Source organism: Stenotrophomonas sp. TWI1409 (genome assembly GCF_039673015.1).
Classification (GTDB): domain Bacteria; phylum Pseudomonadota; class Gammaproteobacteria; order Xanthomonadales; family Xanthomonadaceae; genus Stenotrophomonas; species Stenotrophomonas maltophilia_A.
This window is the reverse complement of sequence record NZ_JBDJKU010000038.1, coordinates 1-22386: the sequence shown is the minus strand read 5'-3', so window position 1 is coordinate 22386 and position 22386 is coordinate 1. Positions and strand designations below refer to the sequence as shown.

13 protein-coding genes are annotated in these 22386 nt (G+C 68.9%); all 13 read right to left on the bottom strand.

Features of this window, described 5'->3' with window-relative positions:
• Nucleotides 1-3 precede the first annotated feature (3 nt).
• The 13 genes from ABE423_RS13340 to purL all read right to left on the bottom strand — a co-directional run bounded on the left by ABE423_RS13340 (nt 4) and on the right by purL (nt 22141).
• Nucleotides 4-798, bottom strand: coding sequence for a hypothetical protein (locus tag ABE423_RS13340; protein ID WP_032130126.1), 795 nt, complete (start codon nt 796-798; stop codon nt 4-6).
• Nucleotides 788-1507, bottom strand: a complete 720-nt coding sequence (gene gspM, locus ABE423_RS13335) for a type II secretion system protein GspM (protein WP_049424965.1) — start codon at nt 1505-1507, stop codon at nt 788-790. Before gspM ends, ABE423_RS13340 begins: the two co-directional genes overlap by 11 nt.
• Entirely contained in the window at nt 1482-2627 is a 1146-nt protein-coding gene (locus ABE423_RS13330) for a PilN domain-containing protein (RefSeq protein ID WP_293798090.1), read from the bottom strand. The genes gspM and ABE423_RS13330 overlap by 26 nt, the downstream gene beginning before the upstream one ends.
• Nucleotides 2624-3487, bottom strand: coding sequence for a general secretion pathway protein GspK (locus ABE423_RS13325; protein ID WP_032130129.1), 864 nt, complete (start codon nt 3485-3487; stop codon nt 2624-2626). Before ABE423_RS13325 ends, ABE423_RS13330 begins: the two co-directional genes overlap by 4 nt.
• On the bottom strand, nt 3484-4116 hold the full coding sequence (locus tag ABE423_RS13320; RefSeq protein WP_189720559.1) for a type II secretion system protein J: 633 nt from the start codon (nt 4114-4116) through the stop codon (nt 3484-3486). Before ABE423_RS13320 ends, ABE423_RS13325 begins: the two co-directional genes overlap by 4 nt.
• Nucleotides 4113-4532 (bottom strand): prepilin-type N-terminal cleavage/methylation domain-containing protein, encoded by a 420-nt coding sequence (locus ABE423_RS13315; protein ID WP_346486333.1) that lies wholly within the window; start codon nt 4530-4532, stop codon nt 4113-4115. The genes ABE423_RS13320 and ABE423_RS13315 overlap by 4 nt, the downstream gene beginning before the upstream one ends.
• Nucleotides 4529-5023, bottom strand: a complete 495-nt coding sequence (locus ABE423_RS13310) for a GspH/FimT family pseudopilin (RefSeq protein ID WP_032130132.1) — start codon at nt 5021-5023, stop codon at nt 4529-4531. Before ABE423_RS13310 ends, ABE423_RS13315 begins: the two co-directional genes overlap by 4 nt.
• Nucleotides 5024-5029: 6 nt before the next feature.
• On the bottom strand, nt 5030-5473 hold the full coding sequence (gene gspG, locus ABE423_RS13305) for a type II secretion system major pseudopilin GspG (protein WP_004142831.1): 444 nt from the start codon (nt 5471-5473) through the stop codon (nt 5030-5032).
• 49 nt (nt 5474-5522) lie between these two features.
• Entirely contained in the window at nt 5523-6743 is a 1221-nt protein-coding gene (locus ABE423_RS13300; protein WP_032130133.1) for a type II secretion system F family protein, read from the bottom strand.
• Between the two features lie 24 nt (nt 6744-6767).
• The gene (gene gspE / locus ABE423_RS13295) at nt 6768-8492 is read right to left on the bottom strand and encodes a type II secretion system ATPase GspE (RefSeq protein WP_049424954.1); all 1725 of its coding nucleotides are present in this window, start codon (nt 8490-8492) and stop codon (nt 6768-6770) included.
• Nucleotides 8493-8628: 136 nt separating this feature from the next.
• Nucleotides 8629-10482, bottom strand: coding sequence for a S8 family peptidase (locus ABE423_RS13290; protein ID WP_125894942.1), 1854 nt, complete (start codon nt 10480-10482; stop codon nt 8629-8631).
• A gap of 157 nt (nt 10483-10639) precedes the next feature.
• Nucleotides 10640-17818 carry an ESPR-type extended signal peptide-containing protein gene (locus ABE423_RS13285; protein WP_346486328.1) on the bottom strand — a complete coding sequence of 2393 codons (7179 nt, stop codon included), beginning with the start codon at nt 17816-17818 and terminating at the stop codon, nt 10640-10642.
• A gap of 438 nt (nt 17819-18256) precedes the next feature.
• Entirely contained in the window at nt 18257-22141 is a 3885-nt protein-coding gene (gene purL, locus ABE423_RS13280; protein ID WP_346486326.1) for a phosphoribosylformylglycinamidine synthase, read from the bottom strand.
• Nucleotides 22142-22386 lie beyond the last annotated feature (245 nt).

The window sequence follows — 22386 nt, the reverse complement described above, 5'->3', positions numbered from 1 at the left end:
ACTCTATCGGTTGGTGCCATCGCCCGGGGGCGGCGACGGTTGTTGCTGCTGTTGTTGTTGCTGCAGCTGGCGGCGACGGGCCTGGATGCGTTCGCGGATGGCCTGCATCTGCGCTTCGCTGGGGCCGTTGTTGTTGGCAGGCGGTGTGGCGGCCGCCGCAGCCGAGGATGCTGGCGCACTGCCAGCAGGCGACGGCGATGCGGTTGCCGCAGCCGGCGGCGGTGCCGGCGGAGCGCCTGCCGGGGGCGGCACAACGATCGCACCGGCCGGTGGCGCACCGTTGGCGCCGCGCAGCACGGTCGGTGGTTCACCCCCCTGCCCGTTGAATACCGCCAGTTCCAGCACCTGGTTGCCACCGGGGCCGATCACGGTGGCCTGACGCGGCTGCAGTGCGACCAGCTGCCAGCCGTCGACGGCTTCACCGTTGAGGCGCAGGCGCAGCGAGCGGTTCTGTTCGGTGGTGAAGGTGGCCATGCCGAAGTCGCCGGTCAGCAGCACGCCGGTCAGGCGCAGCGCGGCGCTGGCGGCGGGCTCGCTGCCGCCGAGCAGGTAGGGCTTCGGCCTGCGGTCCTCGGCGAACAGCGGTCGCTCGCCGATCGCGCTGTAGCTGTCGGCGCTGGCCATGCGTTCTGCGGCCAACGGCGGCAGCACCGGCAACGAAGGCACCGCATCGGCATCACCGTCCGCACCTGGCAGCTGGCTGCCCAGACCGAAGCCGGTGGCCAGCCAGACCGCTGCCGCCCAGCCGGCCAGTGCCAGCAGGAAGCCGGTGCGCAGGCTGATCTGCTCAAGCTTCATCGGCCACCTCCTGCCCTTCTTCCGGCGCAGCCGGTGCGGCGGCCGGTGAAGGTGTGGCCGAAGGCGGTTGCGGCGCCGCGCCTGGTTCGGCTGCAGGTGCCGGCGCAGCGCCATCGGCCGCAGCACCGGGCAGCAGGTAACCTGCCAGTTCGAACGACACGTCCAGGCCGAGCCCGGACTCGTTGGGCGACTGCTGGAAGCGCTGCGCGATCAGGTTGAGATTGTCGACGAACAGGCGCGGGCTGCCGGTTTCCAGGCTGTGCAGCACCGTGGCCAGTTCGGCCACACCGCAACGCAGGCGCACCTGCATGGCCACGCGCACGAATTCGGCGTCACGGCGGTTGTCGGTCAGTGGCGTGCGGTTGCTGATGGTGCAGCTGCGGTTGCCCGGGCTGGCCATCGCCACCGCATCCTGCAGCTTCGCGCCCAGCGCAGCGGCCGCAGCTTCGGCGGTGGCTTCGCGCAGGAAGCCCGGCCGCTGCTGCAGTGCCTCGCGGGTGGCGCGCAGGCGCTGTTCGATCTGCGGCTGCTGCTGCAGCTGCGCCTGCACGCGCTGCTCGCGCTCGCGCAGGGCGGCCACGTCGGCGTCGATTTCGCGCAGTGGCTGGGTGAACCAGGGGTGCACCAGCAGCAGGTACGCCAGGCCCAGCACTGCCAGCAGCAGCGCCAGTGCCAGCCAGCGGTCACGGCGTGCGCTTGGCATCGGCATCGGCCGCCTCCCGGGTCGGGGCCGCAGCCGGCAACGGCTGCAGTTCGGCGGTCATGGTGAAGCGGTCACGGCCACTGGCGGCGCCATCGGCCTGCAGTACGCCGGTCAGGTTGACCTTGCGCCACTGCGGTGCGTCCTGCAGCAGCTGCACCAGCTGCGAGGCCTCGCGGCTCAGGCCGATCAGCTGCAGGTTGTTGTTCTCGATGGCCAGCTTTTCCAGGTAGGTGCCCTCCGGCAGGCGCCGGGTCAGTTCATTCCAGATTTCCACCGTTCCGGCGCGCTGGCTGCGCTGCTTTTCCAGGAATGCGGCACCATCGATCAGCGCCTGCAGCTGCGCGCGTTCGCTGGCGACACCACGCGCACTGCGTGCACTGCGCTCGACCTGCGCACGCAGTTCGTCGGCGGCGGCGCGGCGGTTGTCGAGCAGCTGCAGGGCCGCCAGCACCAGCATCACCAGCGCGGCCACGGCCAGCAGCACATTCCAGCGCCGCGTCGGGTCTGCCCGCAGCTGGCGCTGCCCCGGTGGCAGCAGATTCACCTGCAGGGGTTCACCCTCGGTGTCGATGGCATCGACACCGGCCAGTGCATCGGCCCATTCGCCTACGCTGGCCCGCCACGCCTCAAGCTGGCGCAGTGGCCAGGCGATCAGTTCGACCTGCAGCTGGCCCTCGGCGGCGCCCCCGAGTTCACGCACGTCATAGCTGACCTGGCTGGATTCGAACGGCGTCTGGCGGTCGATCTCGAAACCGACCACGGCGCGCAGCCGGTCGGCCGCAGCCGCAGGCAGGCGCAGATGACGACGCAGTACCTCGCTGGCCGGCAGCAGCCACACCCGCGGCAGGCTGCGCAGTCGCGGTTCCAGCACGCGGTCCAGTTCGGCCGGCGACAGCGGCCATGGCACTCTGGCAACTGCTTCGCGGCGTTCTCCGGCCTCTCGCCAGACCTGCAGCTGCTCACCCTGGCGCTGCAGCAGCAGGCGCGCCTGTGCCCAGCCCAGTGCCCACTGCCAACGTGCCGGCACCCAGGCCAGCAGCGATTGCCGCCACCAGCGCAGGAAACGGCCGGCGCCAGGGCCGATCCGGCCCTGCACCTGCCGCACACTGTCCTGCCATGCCGTCATCTTGCTGTCATTCCCTGCTCCCAGCGAAGCACTGTGTAGGACCGCCCGGGAACCCCGCCCGAGCCATTGCGTACCACTGCCTGCAACACCGACCGGCGTCCACTGCCGTCGGTTGCACGAGACTCGATACTATAGGTGCCGCTGCTGCTGGCAAGCGTTGTCGCACCGCCAGCGGTATCTGCGTCACGCTCCTGCTGTGCGCGCTGCGCCAGCACGGTATCCGCATCCAGGCCCAGTGCGGTCAGCACCGGCGCGCTGGCGAACTGGGGATCCGGGCGTGCCTGGCGGCTGTACAGGGTCAGGTGCGGCAGCATGGCCTTGTACAGCGGGCCGCGCATGCCCAGTACCCGCTGCAGTTCACCGAGCGTCTCGAAACGCTTGTTGCGTGGGCCATACGGCAACCCCGCCGCCGCATAGTCCGGGGCTTCGGCACCGCCGCCCGGCTGCAGCAGGCTGTCTTCATCACGCCAGTCGACAATGGCACCGGCCAGCTGCCGGGCTGCCCCTTCGTCTTCGCCGAGCGCCTTGAGGAACGCGGTCAGCAAGGTCACGTCGGCCAGGTTCAGGTTGATCTTGCCGTTCTCGTCCAGCACCTTGATTTCGATGCTGGCGTCATCGAACTGCCAGCGGTAGGTTCGGCCATCAGCGCGCCAGGGCGCCCGCAGCGGATCGGCGGACAGGCGCAGCAGCGCGTACTCCAGGCCGGCGCGCGCCCGTTCCTGGCCGCGTGCATCGTCATCCAGCACCCGCTGCTGCAGATGCTCGACCCGTGCGCTCAGCGCGAACGCACCGACCAGCGCGGTCATCAATGCGATCAACCACAGCACCAGTACCAGTGCCGCACCGTGTTGCCGGTTCATCGCGCGCCTCCGCTGCCACCGTTGCGCGGCGCCACCACCAGCGTCGGCCAGGGCGCGCCCCTGGCCGGGACGATCCTGATCTCCACCAGCATCGGCAGGCGGCGGGTATCGTCCCAGCGCGGCATCCAGTCGCTCACCTGGCCGGTACTGGCATCGATGCCGCGATAGCGCAGTTGTACCGACTTCAGGTTTTCCACCAGCACTTCCGGCGGGCGCGGCGGGTTCTCGGCGATGCGCTCGCCTTCCTGCAGCAGCACCAGGTCCAGCAGCAGGCGCTGCTGGCCATCGCGGCCGTCCACCTGCAGCGCGTGCAGGTAGGGTCCGCCGCGGCCGAGGTAGCCCGGCAGATCGGCGGCGAACAACATGCGCTGCTCTTCGCCCTGGAAGAAGATCGGTTCGCGGGTGGGATCGGGTACTTCCAGCGGCGTGCGCAGCGCACCGGCCAGCTGCCGCCGCAACAGCGCCTGCACCGCGCGCATGCGCTCACTCTCGGCCGCGATCTGCTCGCCACGCTGACTGACCGCCATTGCCGAGCGGACGCTGGCGAACGCCAGCGCCAGGCCACCGGCCAGCAGCACCGTGGCCAGCATCACTTCAACCAGCGTGAAACCCGCGGCGCGGCGCTTCATCGCGCGCTCTCCAGGTCCGGCGGCAGCAGGCGCAGGCTGCGCCAGCGCAGCTGCTCGCGTTCGCTGTCGCCCCAACGCACCTGCAGCTGCAGTTCGGCCAGCCAGGGGGCACCGGCCGACTGTGACTGCACGACGTTGCCGGCACGTGGCTCCACCCACGGCTGCACCTGCAGCTCCCAGTGGTAGCGTCCCTGTTCCCAGTCACCCTGCTGGCTACCCACCTGCAGTGGCGTGGCGACACCGGTTTCGGCCAGCAGCGACTGCGCATGCAGTATCGCGCGCGTGCGCAGCTCGGCCTCGCGCACCTGCCTGGCACCACCGGACAGACTGCCCAGCAGCAGGGTCAGCGCCAGCCCGAGCAGGGCAAAGGCGATGATCACTTCCAGCAGGGTGAAGCCGCGAACGTGCCGCTTCATTGTGCCCGCCAGGGGCCGGAGCGGACCTCACCGGTCAGCCAGCCCACGTCGATGCGCCATTCGGCATCGTCACGCTGCAGCCGGATGCGGCCACCGCTGGAGCCACCATCGGGATGGAACTCGATCACGCCCTGCCCTGGCGCGGTGGCCAGCTGCGCGGCGCCTTCGAACTGCACCTGCAGCTGTGCCGGCACGTCACCATGGCGCTGGTTGGCGCCTTCCCAGCGCCGCTTTGCCGGTTCGATGACAAAGCGCTGCGGCTCGCCGCGGGCGATCGCCTGCGCGCGTACTACCCGCAGCTGGTTGGCGATGTCCTTGCCGGCGCTGCGCAGCTGCATGCCGGCGAAGCCGCGCGACAGGCCGGCGGCGGTAATCAGGCCGATCGCTGCGATCAGCGCGATCACCAGCAGCATTTCCAGCAGCGACAGGCCCGCTGCGCGCCTGCCGTGCAGGCGCGGGCGAGGCAGCCGGCGCGGCAGGAAATACGTCATGCAGGATTACGGCTGGTAGCGGATGTCGGCATCGACGCTGCTGCCGCCGGCCTTGCCATCCTTGCCGAGGCTGATCAGCTCGTACGGCTGGCCTTCGCCCGGCGCACGGTACTCCAGCGCGTGGCCCCACGGGTCGTTCAGGTCAGCCGGCTTGGCATACGGCCCCAGCCAGCCACCGACACCCGCCGGTGCGGTCACCAGATCGTTGAGCGAGCCGGGCAGCTTGCCGGTATCGATCTGGTAATTGTCGACCTTGGACGCAACGGTCTGCACCTGCGCCTTGGCGATGTTGGCCTTGCCGCGATCGGCGCCGCCCAGCACGCGGCTGGCGACCAGGGTCAGCACCGCACCGATAAGCACGATGACGATGATGATTTCCAGCAGGCTCATGCCCGACTGGTTGCGCGCGGCGGTGAAGGAAAGGCGGATCGGTCGACGGGAAGCAATCATGGTCGGTCCTTTCAGTTGCGGAGTGTCGGGGTTGCGTAGGGATCCATCGTCAACCGATGGCATTGGTCAGGTCGTACAGCGGTACCAGCACGGCAACGATCACCGCACCGACCACCGAGGCCAGCACCAGGGTGATCGCCGGCACCATCGCCGCCAGCAGGCGGTCGATGCGCCGGGCGCTGTCCTGTTCGAAGGTATCGGCCGCTTTCAGCAGCATGGTATCGAGTGCACCGGATTCCTCGCCGACCTGGATCATCTGCAGCGCCAGGCGCGGGAAACGCTTGCCGCGCGACAGCGCCAGCGACAGGCCGGTACCATTTTTCACTTCATCCGCGGCGGCTTCCACATCGGCGGCCAGCGCGCGGTTGCCCAGCACGTTGCGGGCGATGCCCAAGGCACCCAGCAGCGGCACGCCATTGCGCAGCAGCGTGCCCAGCGTGCGGGCCAGCCGCGCGGTTTCCAGTTCGCCGAGCAGGCGGCCGATGCCGCGACGCTGCAGCAGCCAGCCATCCAGCGCCAGCCGGAAGGCTGGTTGCCGCGCCTTGCGTTCGAAGAACAGCGCGAGTATCCCTGGCACCACCAGCAGCAACACCCACCAGTCGCGCACGAACAGACCCAGCTGCAGCACCGCGTTGGTGAACCACGGCAGCGCCACATCCAGGCTTTCGTACATCTGCGCGAACTGCGGCACCACGTAGCCGAGCAGGAACAGCAGCGCGCCGCCCACCACCACCAGCAGGATGGCCGGGTACACCAGCGCGTTGATCACCTTGCCCTGCAACGCGCGGCTGCGTTCGAGGTAGTCGGCCAGGCGCTGCAGGGTTTCGTGCAGGCTGCCGCCGGCTTCACCGGCCCGCACCATGTTCACGTACAGGCGCGAGAACAACCCATGCTGGCGCTCCAGTGCGGTCGACAACGGCGCGCCACCGCGCACCACATCGCGGATGTCGGTGATCGCGCGGCGCGAGCGTTCGTCTTCGGGCAACCCGAGCAGGATCGACAGCGCGCGATCCAGCGGCTGGCCTGCACCGAGCAGTGTCGCCAGCTGCTGGGTGAACTGCAGCAATGCCGCGCCCTGCAGCGGCCGTTGGCGGAACAGGTTGCGCCAGGTACTGCCACCGATCGCACCGCCATCGGCCAGCTGGGTCTCCATCGGCAGATGGCCCTGGTCCTGCAGGCGCGCGACCAGCTCGGCCTCGCTTGCCGCTTCCATCTGCCCGTCGAAGATCTCGCCGTGCGGATTCAGTGCCTTGTAACGGTAGGTCGGCATGTCAGCCCCGGCGTCCTGCGCGCATCAGCTTTCCTCGGTGACACGCAGGACTTCCTCGATGGTCGTCTGACCACTGAGGGCCTTGGACAGACCATCTTCGTACATCGTGCGCATGCCGGCTTCGCGGGCAATGCGTTCGATCTCGCCCATGCCGTCGCGGCGCATCACCGCGCGCCGCAGCGCGTCGTTCATCACCAGAAATTCCATGATGGTGGTCCGGCCGAGGTAACCGGTCGGCGCCAGCGCGGAGGGCTTCGGGCGGTACAGGTGGATCGGTCCTTCCGGCTGCAGGCGGCGCAGCTCGAAGCGTTCAATCTCTTCCGGCGAAGCTTCATAGCGCTCGGCATGGGTCGGCTCCAGCCGACGCACCAGGCGCTGGGCCAGGATGCCGTTGATGGTGGAGGTGAGCAGGTAGTCTTCCACGCCCATGTCGAGCAGGCGCGTGATGCCGCCGGCTGCGTTGTTGGTATGCAGGGTGGACAGCACCAGGTGGCCGGTCAGCGCCGACTGGATCGCGATGCGCGCGGTTTCCAGGTCGCGCATTTCGCCGATCATGATGATGTCCGGGTCCTGGCGCACGATGCTGCGCAGGGCGTTGGCGAAGTCGAGCCCGATCTGCGGCTTGGCCTGGATCTGGTTGATGCCTTCGATCTGGTATTCCACCGGGTCTTCGACCGTGATGATCTTGACGTCGGCAGTGTTCAGCTGGCTCAGCGCGGTGTACAGCGTGGTGGTCTTGCCTGAACCGGTCGGGCCGGTCACCAGCAGGATGCCGTGCGGCTGTTCCAGCACCTTGCGGAACTGCGGCAGGAAGGCGTCAGTGAAACCGAGACGATGGAAATCGAACACCACCGTTTCGCGGTCCAGCAATCGCATCACCACGCTTTCGCCGTGCGCGGTCGGCACCGTGCTCACGCGCAGGTCCAGCTCCTTGCCCTGCACGCGCAGCATGATGCGGCCGTCCTGCGGCAGGCGGCGCTCGGCGATGTTGAGCCGGGCCATGATCTTGATGCGGCTGATCACCGCAGCAGTGAGGTTGGCCGGCGGGCTTTCGCCTTCCACCAGCACGCCATCGACGCGGTAACGGACCTTCAACCGGCTTTCGAACGGTTCGACATGGATGTCCGAAGCGCGCAGTTCCACCGCGCGCTGGATCACCAGGTTGACCAGGCGGATCACCGGCGCTTCCGAGGCGAGGTCACGCAGATGCTCGATGTCATCGACCGCACCGCCCTCGCCATCGGCGGTTTCGACGATCGCGCCCATCGCGCTGCGGCCCTGCCCGAACCAGCGCTCGACCAGATCATCAATTTCTGCGCGCATGCCCAGCACCGGTGTCACCGGTACACCCAGTGCCAGCTGCACGGCCTGCTGCGGATAAGGATCATGGGCATCGGCCAGCCACAGCCGGACCCCCTGTTCATCCAGCGCGAGCGGGCAGACATGGAACTGCTTGAGGAAGCGCAGCGACAACGGCAAGCCTTCCGCCAGCCCTTGTGGCGGTGCTTCCGGCAGCTGTTTGCCTTCCAGCAGCGGCAGCCCCAGCACTTCGGCGCTGGCCTGTGCCTGGTCACGCTCGGAGACCAGCCCCAGCCGCACCAGCAGGCCCAGCAGGCTGCCGCCGGCCTCTGCGTGCAGCGGCCGCGCACGTGCCAGATCGCCTTCCTTCAGCCGGCCGCGCGCCAGCAGCGCATCCAGGATGCGGCCTTCAGCGTCGTCGGCAGCGGCGGTAGCAGCAAGCGCGTTCACATGACTCTCCTGTCAATCGGCTCGACTTTAACAGTTAAGCCATGATTTCCGCCGCCCCTGCGCCACCTTTCGTAAAAAGACGAAGCCCGTCACATGGGATGACGGGCTTCGGCCATTCAACTACGACAGTTCAAGCTTACTGCGTGGCGAGAATGCTCACCCCGTTGTAGGCCGCTTCACCCACCACCTTGATGTAGTAGGTGGCCGCCACCGGCTTGGTAACCCGCACCGTCTCGGAGGTGCCCGGACGGGTCGACTTGGCGTCGTTGTCGCTGGCACTGGGCTCACGGCCTTCAGCCACGTAGACCGAAACGTTGCCGGTGCCACCGTAGGTGATCACGCTGAACTGCTTGCCGGCAGCCGCTTCGAAGCTGTAGAGCTTGCTGCTGCCGGCCGCACCGGACAGGCCACCGACGGCAGCCTTGTTGGTCAGCGGCGTGGCCACCGGCCCGCAGTTCTCGGTGCACGGTTCTTCCAGTGCCTTGGCCAGCGCAGCCTTGGCATCGAGGATGCCGGTACCGATCGGGGTCGCTGCCGGGATGGCGACCGGGAACGGACGTGCGGTTTCCTTCAGCAGGGTACGCATCGCGGCCGGGGTCAACGGATCCTTGCCCTTGGCGATCAGTGCGCTCTGCACCAGTGCGGCAACGGCGGCCACATGCGGCGAGGCCATCGAGGTACCGCCCATGCCCATGTAACCCGGCGTGCCCGATTCCGGCGTGGTGGCCGCATTGGAGCCGGTCTGCCAGATGTAGCCACCCGGGTTGCCGTCGACACTGCCGCCGCCACCCGGACCGGACAGGTCCACGCGGGTGCCATAGTTGGAGTAGTAGGTGATGCCACCGGTGATGCGGGTGGCACCCACGGTCACCACGCCTTCGCAGCTGGCCGGACGGTACTTGGACGCGTTGTCGGCTTCATTGCCCGCCGCGACCACCACGGTGGTGCCACGCGAGATCGCGCCATTGATGGCGTCCTGGTAGGTGCTGCCGCAGGTACCGCTGCCGCCCAGGCTCATGTTGATGATCTCGGCCGGGTTGGTGTTGGCCGGGATGCCGGTCACCGTGCCACCCGATGCCCAGACCACCGCGTCGGCGATGTCGGACAGGTAGCCGCCGCACTTGCCCAGCACACGTACCGGCAGCACCTTGGCCTTGTAGGCGACACCGGCCATGCCGACGCCGTTGTTGGTCTGCTCGGCCACGGTGCCGGCTACGTGGGTGCCGTGCCAGGAACTGTCCTCGGCCAGCGAGCCGTCATAGCACTCGTTGTCGTTCTCGACCCAGTCACCGTAGTCCTGCGCACCCGGCACACGATCGTTGGTCGGGCGCCGCGAGGTCTCCGCATCGCTGATGAAGTCGTAACCCTCCAGCAGGTTGCCGACCAGGTCCGGATGCTGCGGCAGGATGCCGGTATCGATCACCGCCACCACGATGCCTTCGCCCTGCGAGACATCCCATGCCGCCGGTGCGTTGATGCCGCCGACCGCATTGTGCAGGTGCCACTGGTTCTGCTGGTAGAAGGGATCGTTCGGCACCAGTGCCGGCTGCACATCGCCGGCACGCAGCTCGGTGCGGCGCAGCTTCACGTCGGCTTCGGCGTACTGCACCGACGGGTCGGCCTGCAGTTCCTTCAGCACACGCTGCAGTTCGGCCGGGGCCAGGCGGCCCTGCACGCGGATCAGGTCCGCACCGGTAGCGAGCTTGCGTACCACCTGCGGGCCGAGGGTACTGGCACGTGAGGTACCGCCGGACAGGCTGGCCCGGGTCAGCGCCGACTGCACGGTGGACAGCTTCGCCGAGCGGTCGGTGGCGGCGGCAGCGCCGGCCCGGTACTTGACGATGATGCGCTCGGCGCCCGGCTGGGCGGTGCTGGCCTGGCGCACCGGTTCGCGGGTCGGCAGGCCGGCGGCGTGGACGGCACCGACGGCCGTCATCGACAGCACGGCGGCGGCAAGCACATTGATGCGAAGGTTCTGCTTCTTGATCACGTCGAATTCCTCTTCTGGGTCATGGATCGAACCAACACTGCGGCCATCATTCCTTGACGACTCCCGGCCGGCCCAGCCGGGATTGCCGTGACCTCCCCCCAGGCCCTCACTGCAGGTGCTGCGCCGGCGTGGGTGGCCGCCGGCGCGATGGAGTGGCTTACCAGCCGAAGCCGGCACCGACGCCAACCGAGCTGTCGTCGCTGCTGAAAGCACCGCCGAAGGTCACCGTGGCGCGATCGCTGATCGCACGCTGGTAGCCCAGCGACAACGCCGACTCGCCGCCCTGGAAACCAATGCCGACGCCGACCCGGTTCTGGGTGCGGATACCGGCGGCACTGGTGGCCATGTTGAGCATCGCCGCGCTCATCGCACCCTGGCGGTCGATGCGGCGATCCATGTGGCGCAGGCGTCCGTCGATCTCGCCCTTGAACACATCGAAGCTGTCGGCGACGGCCTGGACGCGGCTGTCGGTGTAGCTGTTGGCCGTGGCCATGCCACGGTCGAGCTGGCCCTTGTTGACCGCATCGGTGGCCGTGGTACCCGCCGCCACATTGGTGACCTGGCGCTCGTTGCCTTCACTGCCCACCGAGACCGTGTTGGCACGATCGGCAACCGAGCCCTGGCCCAGCGCCACCGCGTTCGCCGCGGTGGCATTGGCGCCCTGGCCGATGGCCGTGGACGAAGCGCCACTGGCGACGGCGCCCTCGCCCATGGCGACGGCATTGAAGCCCGTCGCGGGAGTGCCAACCGGAATCCCGGCACCGGCGGCAGCAGCGGTCGGCGTGCCCTGCACACGCGCGGTGCTGGCCGGTGCCGCGTCGGCCGTTGCAGGTGCATCAGCGGTGCTTGCCAGCGGGCTCTCATCCAGCGAGGCACTCATCGCGCGCAGGTTGGCAGTCCCGGCACGCGAGCCACCGGCGGTTCTGCGGTCGATCTCGCTGACCTTGCGGTCCAGCGCGCCGAGCGCATCGCCGACGTTGCTGTAGGTGGCACCCTGGATCACGTAGTTCGGGGCCACGAACACCCCCTGCATGCCGACGCTGGCACCACCGCCGAGGAAGCTGGCGGCATCGCTGAGCGACTGGAACAGCTGGCCGCCGTTGATCGCCTGGCGACTGCCCGCAGCGATGCTGCCGGCACCGACGTTGTCGATGGTGGTGCCCTGGAAGCCGGACAGGGTCAGGCGGTCACGGCTGGCGTCGTCGTAGCCGACCGCGCTGGCCGCGGTGGTTTCCACGGTGGCGATGCGCGAATCGAAATCGCCCACGCGCGTTTCCACCGCACCCACCCGCTGGTTGGTGACGTTGAGCTGGGAGCCAGTGATGGCATCGCTGCTGCCGGCGGCGATGCGGCCATCGGCCACATTGACGATGCGGCGCGTGGCTGGACCATCGGTGCCATTGCCACCGCCGACCGACACCACGTTGGCATCGAGCGCACGCGAGCCCGCACCCAGCGCCACCGAGTTGGCACCAGACGCGCCGGCACTGTTGCCCAGTGCAAGTGCACCGTTGCCGATCGCCATCGCGTTGGCGCCCAGCGCATTGCTGCGTGCGCCGCTGGCACTGGCCGCCGAACCGATCGCGGCGGCATCACTGCCGCTGGCGCTGGCGATACCTGCGCCGGTGGCCTTGACGTAACGTGCCGTGCCATCGGCAGTCGCTGCGACCGCATCAAGCTGGCCACGATTGACCGCATCGGTGCGCTCGGTACCGGCAGCGACGCGGGTGATCTGACGATCACTGGTACTGCTGCCCACCGACACGGTGTTGGCACGGTCGGCCACCGAGCCTGCGCCCAGTGCGATGCTGCCGGCCGCCGAAGCGTTGGCACTGACACCCACTGCGGTGGCATTGGCGCCGGTGGCCTTGCTGCCGTAACCCACTGCAGTGCCAAGGCGACCACTGGCTTCGGCATAGCTGCCCAGCGCCGAAGCGCCGTCGGCCGAAGCATTGGCGCGGAAACCACTGGCCTGCGACTGGGTGCCGCTAGCCGTGGCCTGCGCGCCGCTGGCAGTGCTGTAAGCGCCCTTGGCCTGGGCGCCGGCGCCGGTAGCACTGGCGCCGAGTTCGCTGGCGCTGGCGCCACTGCCCACGGCTACGCTGTCGACACCAGCAGCCTGCGCCGCGTTGCCGAGCGCCGCCGCATTGTTGCCGGTGGCCAGCGCATCGAAGCCCACGGCCGTGGCATTGCCGGCCATGGCATTGGCACCACTGCCCAGCGCGGTGGCGCCGTTGCCGATGGCGTTGGCCGCGTTGCCGGCGGCCAGTGCGTTGTCACCGTCCACCAGGGCACCGGCCTCGCCATCGGCATTGCCGCTGGCCTGGAACTGCCGGCTGGTCTTGTCGGCGACGCTGGCGACTGCATCCAACTGGCCCTTGTTCACCGCATCGGTGGCTTCGGTACCGGCTGCGACATGGGTGACCTGGCGCTCACCGCCCGCCTTGCCGACGGCCACCGTGTTGTCACGGTCGGCCTTGGAGCCGGCACCGAGCGCGACGCTGTTGCTGCCATTGGCGGTGGCGTTGGCACCCAGCGCGGTGGCACTGCTGCCTGCCGCCCACGAATTCCAGCCGATCGCCGTGGCGTAGTCTTCGGTGGCCCACGCGCCCGCACCGAATGCCGCGGCACCGGTGCCACTGGCACGCGAGGGGATCAGGCCGAAGAAGGTGCTGCCACCGATGGCCACGCTCTCCTCGCCACTGGCCTCGCTGGACTGACCCACGGCAACGGCACCGGTTCCGGCCGCAGCGGCACCGAAACCGACTGCGGTGGTGTTGGCACCACTGGCCGCCGAGCCGTAGCCCAACGCGGTGCCGAGGCGACCGCTGGCTTCGGCGTAGCCGCCGACAGCGGTAGTGCCATCGGCGGACGCGGCGCTGCGGAAACCGCTGGCCAATGCCTGGGTGCCGCTGGCATTGGCTTCTGTACCTGTGGCCGTGCTGTATGCACCGCTGGCCTGCGCGCGCGCGCCGACCGCGCTTGCCCCCAGTTCACTGGCGCTGGCGCCGGTGCCGAGCGCCAGGCTGTCTTCGCCGGTGGCCTGTGCCGTGCTGCCCAGGGCAGCCGCGTTGCCGCCGGTGGCCAGCGCATCGATGCCCACGGCGGTGGCGTTGGCGGCCAGCGCATTGGCACCGCTGCCAAGCGCGGTGGCACCGTTGCCGATCGCATTGGCCGCGTCACCGGCCGCCAGCGCGTTGTCGCCGTCCACCAGCGCCCCGGTTTCACCATCGGCATTGCCGCTGGCCTGGAACTGCCGGCTGGTCTTTTCCGCTGCCGCGGCTACGGCATCGAGCTGATTCCTGTTGACCGCATCATTGCCCTGCGTGCCATCGGCCACGTTGGTGATCTGGCGGGTGTTGCCACCGCCGCCCACCGACACGGTGTTGTCGCGATCCGCGATCGAATCGGCACCCAGCGCCACGCTGTTGGCGCCGCGCGATTCAGCGGCGTTACCCAGCGCGGTACTGTTGATGCCCCCCGACCAGGCGCCACCACCCACCGCGGTGGAGTAGTTGCCCGACGCTTCGGTGGCCAGCAGACCGAACAGCGAGCCACCGACGGCGACGCTGTTGGTGCCGGTGGCCAGGCTGCCCTGGCCGGTGGCGGTGCTGTAGGCACCGGAGGCTTCCGAGTCGCCACCCACGGCCACGCTGTTGGAACCGGAGGCATTGGCAAAGTTGCCGAACGCGGTGGCATTGAAGGCCGAGGCCTGTGCATAGCCACCGATGGCGGTGCTGTAACCGCCGCTGGCTTCGGCACCGATACCGAAGGCCGCCGACGCCGTACCACTGGCTACGCTCTCGCTACCGACAGCGGTGGCCGCGTCACCACTGGCATTGCTGAAGTAGCCCACGGCCACGGCCTCTTCGCCGGACGCTTCGGACAGCACGCCATTGGCAGTGCTACCGGCGCCGCTGGCGATGCTGGCCGCACCGAACGCCGCGCTCTGCTCGCCGCTGGCTTCGCTTTCCGCGCCATGCGCGGTGGCGTACTCGCCCGTGGCCTGTGCGTTGGCACCAACAGCGCTGGCGTTGGCTGCGGTCGCCAACGCATTGAAGCCCAGCGCCTGCGCATTGCTGGCCAACGCGTTGGCGCCGCTGCCCAGTGCGGTAGCGCCATTGCCGATGGCGTTGGCGGCATCACCGGCCGCCAGTGCGTTGTCACCTTCCACCAATGCACCGGCTACGTCGTCGCCGTTGCCGCTGGCCTGGAAGAAGCGGCTGGTGGTGGTGGCCGTGGTCGCCACCGCATCCAGCTGCGCCTTGTTCACCGCATCGGTGGCCTGGGTGCCGGCGGCGACGTTGGTGACCTGGCGTTCGTTGCCGGCGCTGCCCACCGACACCGTGCGCGCGCGGTTGGCGACCGAACCGGCACCCAGCGCGACCGTGTTGCTGGCGCTGGCATTGCTGCCGGCACCGAGCGCGATCGCACTCTCACCACCGGCCACCGTGTTGGTGCCGATGGCGATGCTGTTGATGCTGTTGCCCAGCGCCTGGAAGCCCAGCGCCACGCTGTTGTCGCCATAGCCGAAGGCACCGCGGCCAACGGCGGTGGAACTGGCGCCGTTGGCCCAGCTGTTGTAACCGATGGAGGTCGCGCCGCTGCCGCTGGCCCAGGCCGCGTTGCCGAACGCTGACGCGTTGGTGGCGGTGGCCCATGCACCCGAACCGAATGCTGCTGCGCCACTGGCAGTGGCCCAGCTGTATCCGCCTACTGCGGTGCTGTCATCGCTGCTGGCGAATGCGCTGTCGCCGACCGCAACCGCATAGCTGCCGGTGGCGCGCGACTTGCCGCCTGCGGCGAAGCTGTTGTCACCACTGGCCTTGGCCGCGTTGCCGAAAGCGCTGCTGGCAGCCCCGGTGGCCTGCGCACCGCTGCCGACTGCGGTGGCATCGGCAACAGCGGTGGTGCCCACCTGCTGCGCCGTGCCATCGGCACCGATGATCGGCTGGTTGAACTCGTCGTAGGCCTGGCCGAGGCCACCGATGGCGACACCGCCATTGCCGGTGGCCGCGCTGTTACGGCCCACGGCCACGCTGTCATCGCCGATGGCCGACGCGGCAGCACCCTGCGCAATGGCACCTGCGCCGATCGCATTGCTCGACGAACCCACAGCGATGGAGCCTTCGCCATCAGCCAGTGCGCCAGCATCACTGCCCGCCTCCGGCTGTGCCTGGAAGAAACGCGCGGTGGTGTCGGCAGTGCCGGCCACGGCGTCGAGCTGGGCTTTGTTCACCGCATCGGTGGCTTCGCTGCCCGCAGCGACGCTGGTGATCTGCCGCTCGTTGCCGGCGCTGCCGACGGCCACGCTGTTGGCGCGCACCGCTTCGGAATTCGCGCCGAGTGCCACACTGTTCGCGCCGCGTGCGGTGGCGTAGTAACCCACGGCCGTGCTCTGCGCTCCGCTCGCCCAGGTCTGCGCGCCGAGGGCACTGGCGTTCTCGCCCGGTGCATAGGCGAAGTAGCCGACCGCGGTCGCTTCGGCGCCGGAGGCTTCGCTGAGGCTGCCGTTGGCCACGGCACGGTCGCCACTGGCGATGGCACCGGCACCGACGGCGGTCGCGGCTTCGCCACTGGCCTGGGTCTGCACGAAGAAGCCCAGGCCGGGGATCAGGTCAGCCGGACCACCGATGGCAACGCTGCTGGTGCCCGTCGCGTTGCTCTGCGTACCCAGCGCGGTGGAATAATCGCCGATGGCATTGGCCACGGCGCCGAAGGCCGACGCCTGCGCACCGGCCGCATAGGCGCCGACGCCGTAGGACGACGCCGCAAAACCACTGGCTTCGGCACTGGCGCCGACCGCAGTGCCGCCGACGCCTGCGCTGGTTGCGCCGGTTTCCACCGGCACGCCGCCGCTGGTGATCAGCGGGTTGCCGTCGGCATCCACCGCAGCGCCACCCACGGCAACGCTGCCCGGACCGTTGGCCTGCGCGTTGTTGCCGAACGCGGCACTGTTCTGGCCCGAGGCCAGCGCGTTGTTGCCAACGGCGGTGGCGTTCTGCGCGACGGCGGTGGCGCCGGCACCGACTGCAGTGGTGCCGTTGCCGATGGCATTGGCGGCCTCGCCGGCCGCCAGCGCCTCGTCGCCCTCGGCCAGTGCACCGGCATCGCTGTTGCTGCTGCCATTGGCCTGGAAGCGCTTGGCGGTGGCATCGGCCACGGCGGCGACGTCCTTCAGCTGACCGACATTGACTGCATCGTTGTCTTCGGTGCCTGCGGCCACGCTGGTGATCTGCCGGGTCAGCCCGTATTCGGCGGCACCAACGGACACGGTATCGACGCGGTCGGCCAGCGAGCCCGCGCCGAGCGCCACGCTGCCGGTGGCCACCGCCGCGGAATTCGAGCCCAGCGCGGTGCTGTATTCACCGACGGCGGTGCTGAACGCACCCACCGCGATCGATGCTTCGTTGGCTGCGGTAGCGCCGCGGCCCAGCGCGGTGCTGCCCGGGCCCATCGCCACGGCACCGCCGCCGACAGCCGTGGCGCCATCGGCAGTCGCTTCGGACAGCGCACCCAGCGCGGTGGCCGCGCCGTTCTCGCTCGCGGCGGTCGCGCTTGCGCCAACCGCGGTGTCGCCGAGACCGAAGGCCGCAGCGCTCTGCCCGACCACCACGCTGGCATCGCCGATTGCCAAGGCGCCCTGGCCGAACGCGCTTGCGCCCAGGCCCGCGGCAATGGCCTGGGTTCCGATGGCAGTGGTGGCATTGGCCAGCGACTGTGCGCCGGCACCGGCCGCCACTGCGCCCTGCCCGTCGATCTTCGCCGCGTCGCTGTCATCGCCTGCGCCATCGGCCTTGAAATAACGGTTGCCGTCTGCGGCGACATCGGCCAGCGCAGCCTGGGTGGCGCGCGCCTGCGCGTCCAGCTGCGCCTTGTTCACCGCATCGGTGGCCTGGCTGCCTGCGGCAACATTGGTGATCTGCCGTTCCTTGCCGGTATCACCCACGGACACCGTGTTGGCACGCGTGGCCTTGGAGCCGGCGCCCAGCGCTACGCTATTGGCCGCACTGGCGCTGCTGTTGCTGCCGATCGCCACCGCGTTGCTGCCCTTGGCCGTGGCCGAGCCTTCGATCAGGCACTTTTCGAGCAGCTTGCCGCTGAATGCCACGCAGGTGGCGCTGCCGCCGATCTGCACCGACTGTGCTGCGGCGATACCGCTCATGCCCAATCCCAACACCAGGCCCAGTGCCATCGCCAACCTTGCGGGCGCAGCCTGCGTTGCATCGCGGCGCTGGTCGACGACCCCGTCGCCGCTGTCGGAGGAGGCCAGTTCCGAGGCCACCACCAACTGACCCAATGCTTTGTTCCAGACCTTGCGATAAATCCGATTCATCGGTACGGCTCCTGATTGGACTGGTTTTGGGCAAAGCAACGCCACCGCTGGGCTTTCCGGCCCAACGTCCCCTGGGGGCGTTTATTCGCGTGATTTACTGCGGGGTATTGCCGAACGGCGCGCAGCGACAGAAAACCGAGCGCGTGCGCCAAGCGGTTACTGCGAAATGAATGATTCTGAAACGGGGTTCAAGTGTTAACGGCAACTTTGCAGATCGTCAAGACTTTGACACAGCAAATCCTATTGCCGTGAAGCACATCACTATTTCACGTGTTTATGAAATGATTTTGTTATGCATGCGTGACGATTCCTCGACGCATGAAAATGCATGTAACTAGCGGTCGCGACTGGAGTTTCAAGCGCGCAAAGAAAAACCCGCCGATCAACGGCGGGTTTTTCCATACGCGATGGCATTGAGGCCTGCGCGATGCAGTGCGATCAGCCGCACCACACCCGCGCGTTGCGGAACATGCGCATCCACGGCGAGTCACCCTGCCACTCGGCCGGAGCCCAGCTCAGGTTGAGCGCGCGCGGGGTGCGCTCCGGGTGCGGCATCATGATGGTGACGCGGCCGTCGCTGCTGGTCAGGCCGGTGATGCCGTCCGGCGAACCGTTCGGGTTCAGCGGGTACTGGCTGGCGACGTTGCCATTGCCGTCGATGTAGCGCAGCGAGACGCGTGCGGCGGCCTGGTCGACGGCGTTGTCGAACACGGCCTGGCCTTCGCCGTGCGCCACCGCTACCTGCAGGCGCGAGCCGGCCATGCCACGCAGCAGGATCGACGGCGATTCCACCACTTCCAGCAGCGCGGTGCGGGCTTCGAACTGCTCGCTGGCGTTGCGACGGAACTGCGGCCAGTGCTCGGCACCCGGGATGATGTTTTTCAGCTGGCTCATCATCTGGCAGCCGTTGCACACGCCCAGCGCAAAGCTGTCGTCGCGCGCGAAGAACGCGGCGAAGGCATCACGCAGTGCGCTGCGCTCCAGGATCGAGGTGGCCCAGCCACGGCCGGCACCGAGCACGTCGCCGTAGCTGAAGCCGCCGCAGGCGACCAGGCCGGTGAAGTCCTGCAGGGCCACGCGGCCTTCGATCAGGTCGCTCATGTGCACGTCGAACGCGCGGAAGCCGGCACGTTCGAAGGCGTTGGCCATTTCAATCTGGCCGTTCACGCCCTGCTCGCGCAGCACGGCCACGCGCGGGCGCGCACCGGTGCTGATGAACGGCGCCGCCACGTCTTCGTTGAGGTCGAAGCTGAGCTTCGGCTTCAGGCCCGGCGCATTGAAGGCACGGGCGACCTCGCGCTCGGCATCCGCGTTGGCCGGGTTGTCGCGGCGCTTCTGCATCGCGTGGGTGACCGACCACCAGGCGTCGAACAGCGCGTCCCAGCGCCACTCGGCCAGGTTCTCGCCACCCAGCGACACGCGCACCACCGGTGCAGTGGTCGGCTTGGCGATGCGCTGCGCGCATTCGGTCAGTGCATGGCGCTCGACCAGGTCGGCGAACGCTGCGCGGTCTTCGCGTGCGATCTGCACCACCGCGCCCAGTTCTTCGTTGAACAGGCTGCGGAACGGATCATCGCCCCAGGCATCGAGGGTGATATCCAGGCCCAGGCGCGAGGTGAAGGCCATTTCGCACAGCGCAGCGAAGGCGCCGCCGTCGCTGCGGTCGTGATAGGCCAGCAGCAGGCCGGACTGGCGCGCATCGCGGATCAGCTCGAAGAAACCACGCAGGCGCTGCGGGTCGTCCAGGTCCGGCGCGGCACCGGCGAAGGCCGGCAGGTCGGCGTGGTCGGCATGCACCTGGGCCAGGATCGAACCGCCCAGACGCTGCTTGCCGGCGCCGAGGCCGATCAGCCACAGCTCGCTGTCCACGTCGCGGTCGAGCAGCGGCGTCAGCTGCTGGCGCACGTCGGCCACCGGCGCGAACGCCGAGATCACCAGCGACACCGGCGACACGCTCTTGTGCGCCTCGCCCTGGTCGTGCCACTGCGCCTGCATCGACAGCGAGTCCTTGCCCACCGGGATGCTGATGTCCAGCTGCGGGCACAGTTCCATGCCCACTGCCTTCACCGCGTCGTACAGCAGCGCGTCTTCGCCGGGGTGGCCGGCCGCGGCCATCCAGTTCGCCGACAGCTTGATTTCATCCAACGCATCGACCGGGGCCGCGCACAGGTTGGTCAGCGCTTCGCCCACCGCCATGCGTGCCGACGCAGCGGCGTCGAGCAGGGCCAGCGGGGTGCGCTCGCCGATCGACATCGCTTCGCCGGCCACGCCGTCGAAGTCGGCCAGGGTGATCGCCACGTCGGAAACCGGCAGCTGCCACGGGCCGACCATCTGTTCGCGTGCGGTCAGGCCGCCGACGCTGCGGTCACCGATGGTGACCAGGAAGTTCTTCGAGGCGACGGTCGGGTGCGCGAGCACGCGCAGGCCCGCTTCCTGCAGGTCCAGGCCACCGGTCTTCAGCGCCGGCCAGCGCGGGGCCGACGGATGCGCGGTGTCGCGGTGCATCTTCGGCGGCTTGCCGAACAGCACATCCATCGGCAGGTCGATCGGCGCATCGGCCGGGGTGTGGCCCGGCACCGCACCGTAGGCCACCACCAGGTGTTCCTCGGCAGTCGCCACGCCAACCGCGGCGAACGGGCAGCGCTCGCGGGCACACAGTGCGGCGAACTCGGCCAGGCGCTCCTGGGCCACGCCCAGCACGTAGCGTTCCTGCGACTCGTTGCACCACAGCTGCATCGGCGACAGCGACGGATCATCGGTGGGCACCTTGCCCAGATCGATGACACCGCCGACCTTGGAGTCGTGCAGCAGTTCCGGGATGGCATTGGACAGGCCACCGGCACCGACGTCGTGGAAGAATTTGATCGGGTTGTTCGCCCCCATCGCCACGCAGCGGTCGATGACCTCCTGGCAGCGGCGTTCCATTTCCGGGTTGTCGCGCTGCACGCTGGCGAAGTCCAGGTCCTCGGCGCTCTCGCCGGAGGCCACCGAACTGGCGGCACCGCCGCCCAGGCCGATCAGCATCGCCGGACCGCCGAGCACAATGACCGCATCACCGGCCTGCAGCTGGATCTTGTCGACCTGCACGCGGTCGATCGCGCCGAGGCCACCGGCCAGCATGATCGGCTTGTCGTAGGCACGCACCAGATCGGCGCCTTCCGGCAGCTCGAAGCTGCGGAAGTAGCCGAGCAGGTTCGGGCGGCCGAACTCGTTGTTGAACGCAGCGCCGCCAAGCGGGCCGTCGGTCATGATTTCCAGCGCCGGTGCCATGCGCGGGTTCAGCGCGCGCGGCGCTTCCCACGGCTGCGGCAGCTCGGGAATGCGAAGGTGCGAGACCGAGAACCCGGACAGGCCCGCCTTCGGCTTGCCGCCGCGGCCGGTCGCGCCTTCGTCGCGGATCTCGCCACCGTTGCCGGTCGAGGCACCCGGGAACGGCGCGATCGCGGTCGGATGGTTATGCGTTTCCACCTTGATCTGGAACGCGCTGGGCACCTGCGGCTCGCGGCGGTATTCGCCGCTGGCCGGATCCGGGCGGTAACGCGACGCCGGATGGCCTTCGATCACCGCGGCGTTGTCGCTGTACGCGCTGAGCGTGTGCTGCGGGGTCTGCTGGTGGGTGTTCTTGATCATCCGGAACAGCGAGCGGTCCTGTTCCTGGCCGTCGATGGTCCAGCTGGCGTTGAAGATCTTGTGGCGGCAGTGCTCGGAATTGGCCTGCGCGAACATCATCAGCTCGACGTCGGACGGCGCGCGGCCGAGCGCGGTGAAGCGTTCGCGCAGGTAGTCGATCTCGTCCTGGGCCATGGCCAAGCCGAGGCGCTGGTTGGCAGCCTCCAGCTGGTCCACCGGCACGCGTTCCAGTTCACCGCGGGCCGGCGCCGAGAACAGCGCCTGGCCCTGTCCCACGGTCTCCAGCACCGACTGCGTCATCGGGTCGTACAGCGCCTTGACCAGCGCCTGCTGGGCGGCGGCATCGGCCGGCCAGCCCTGCACGTCGATGCGCAGGCCACGCTCGACCCGGCTGACCGGCTGCCCGGCACCACGGACCAGTTCGGTGGCCTTGCTCGACCACGGCGACAGCGTGCCCAGGCGCGGCACCACGATGCGGCTGACCGCGCCGTCGGCCACGGCCTCGGCCTGCGGCGCGGCTTCGAGGATGCGGCACAGGGTGGTCAGGTCGGGGGCGGCGCTGCCTTCGGGCTGCACGAAGTAGACGTGCCAGGCACCGCTGATGCGCAGGGAGGGAGCGATGGACTGCAGGCGGGATTCAAGACGTTCGCGGCGGAACGGCGACAGGGCGGGCGCGCCCTCGAGGACCATCATGTCCGGGGAACCGTAGTTGGGAAACGGGCCCGACATTGTACCGGAAGCGGGGGAAGGGCTTTGGCCGGGCGGCGCCCGGCACCCGCCGAAGCCAAGGCAACGGCAACAGCAACAGCAACGGCCAAGGCAACAGCAGGCATTCCGTGGGCTGGCGGGGTGGTGGGGGCCAGCAGGACACGCCGTAAACCCGTCCATGGGGGCTCGATGGCGCCATCCATGGCGCCAACGGTCCTGCTGGCCCCCAC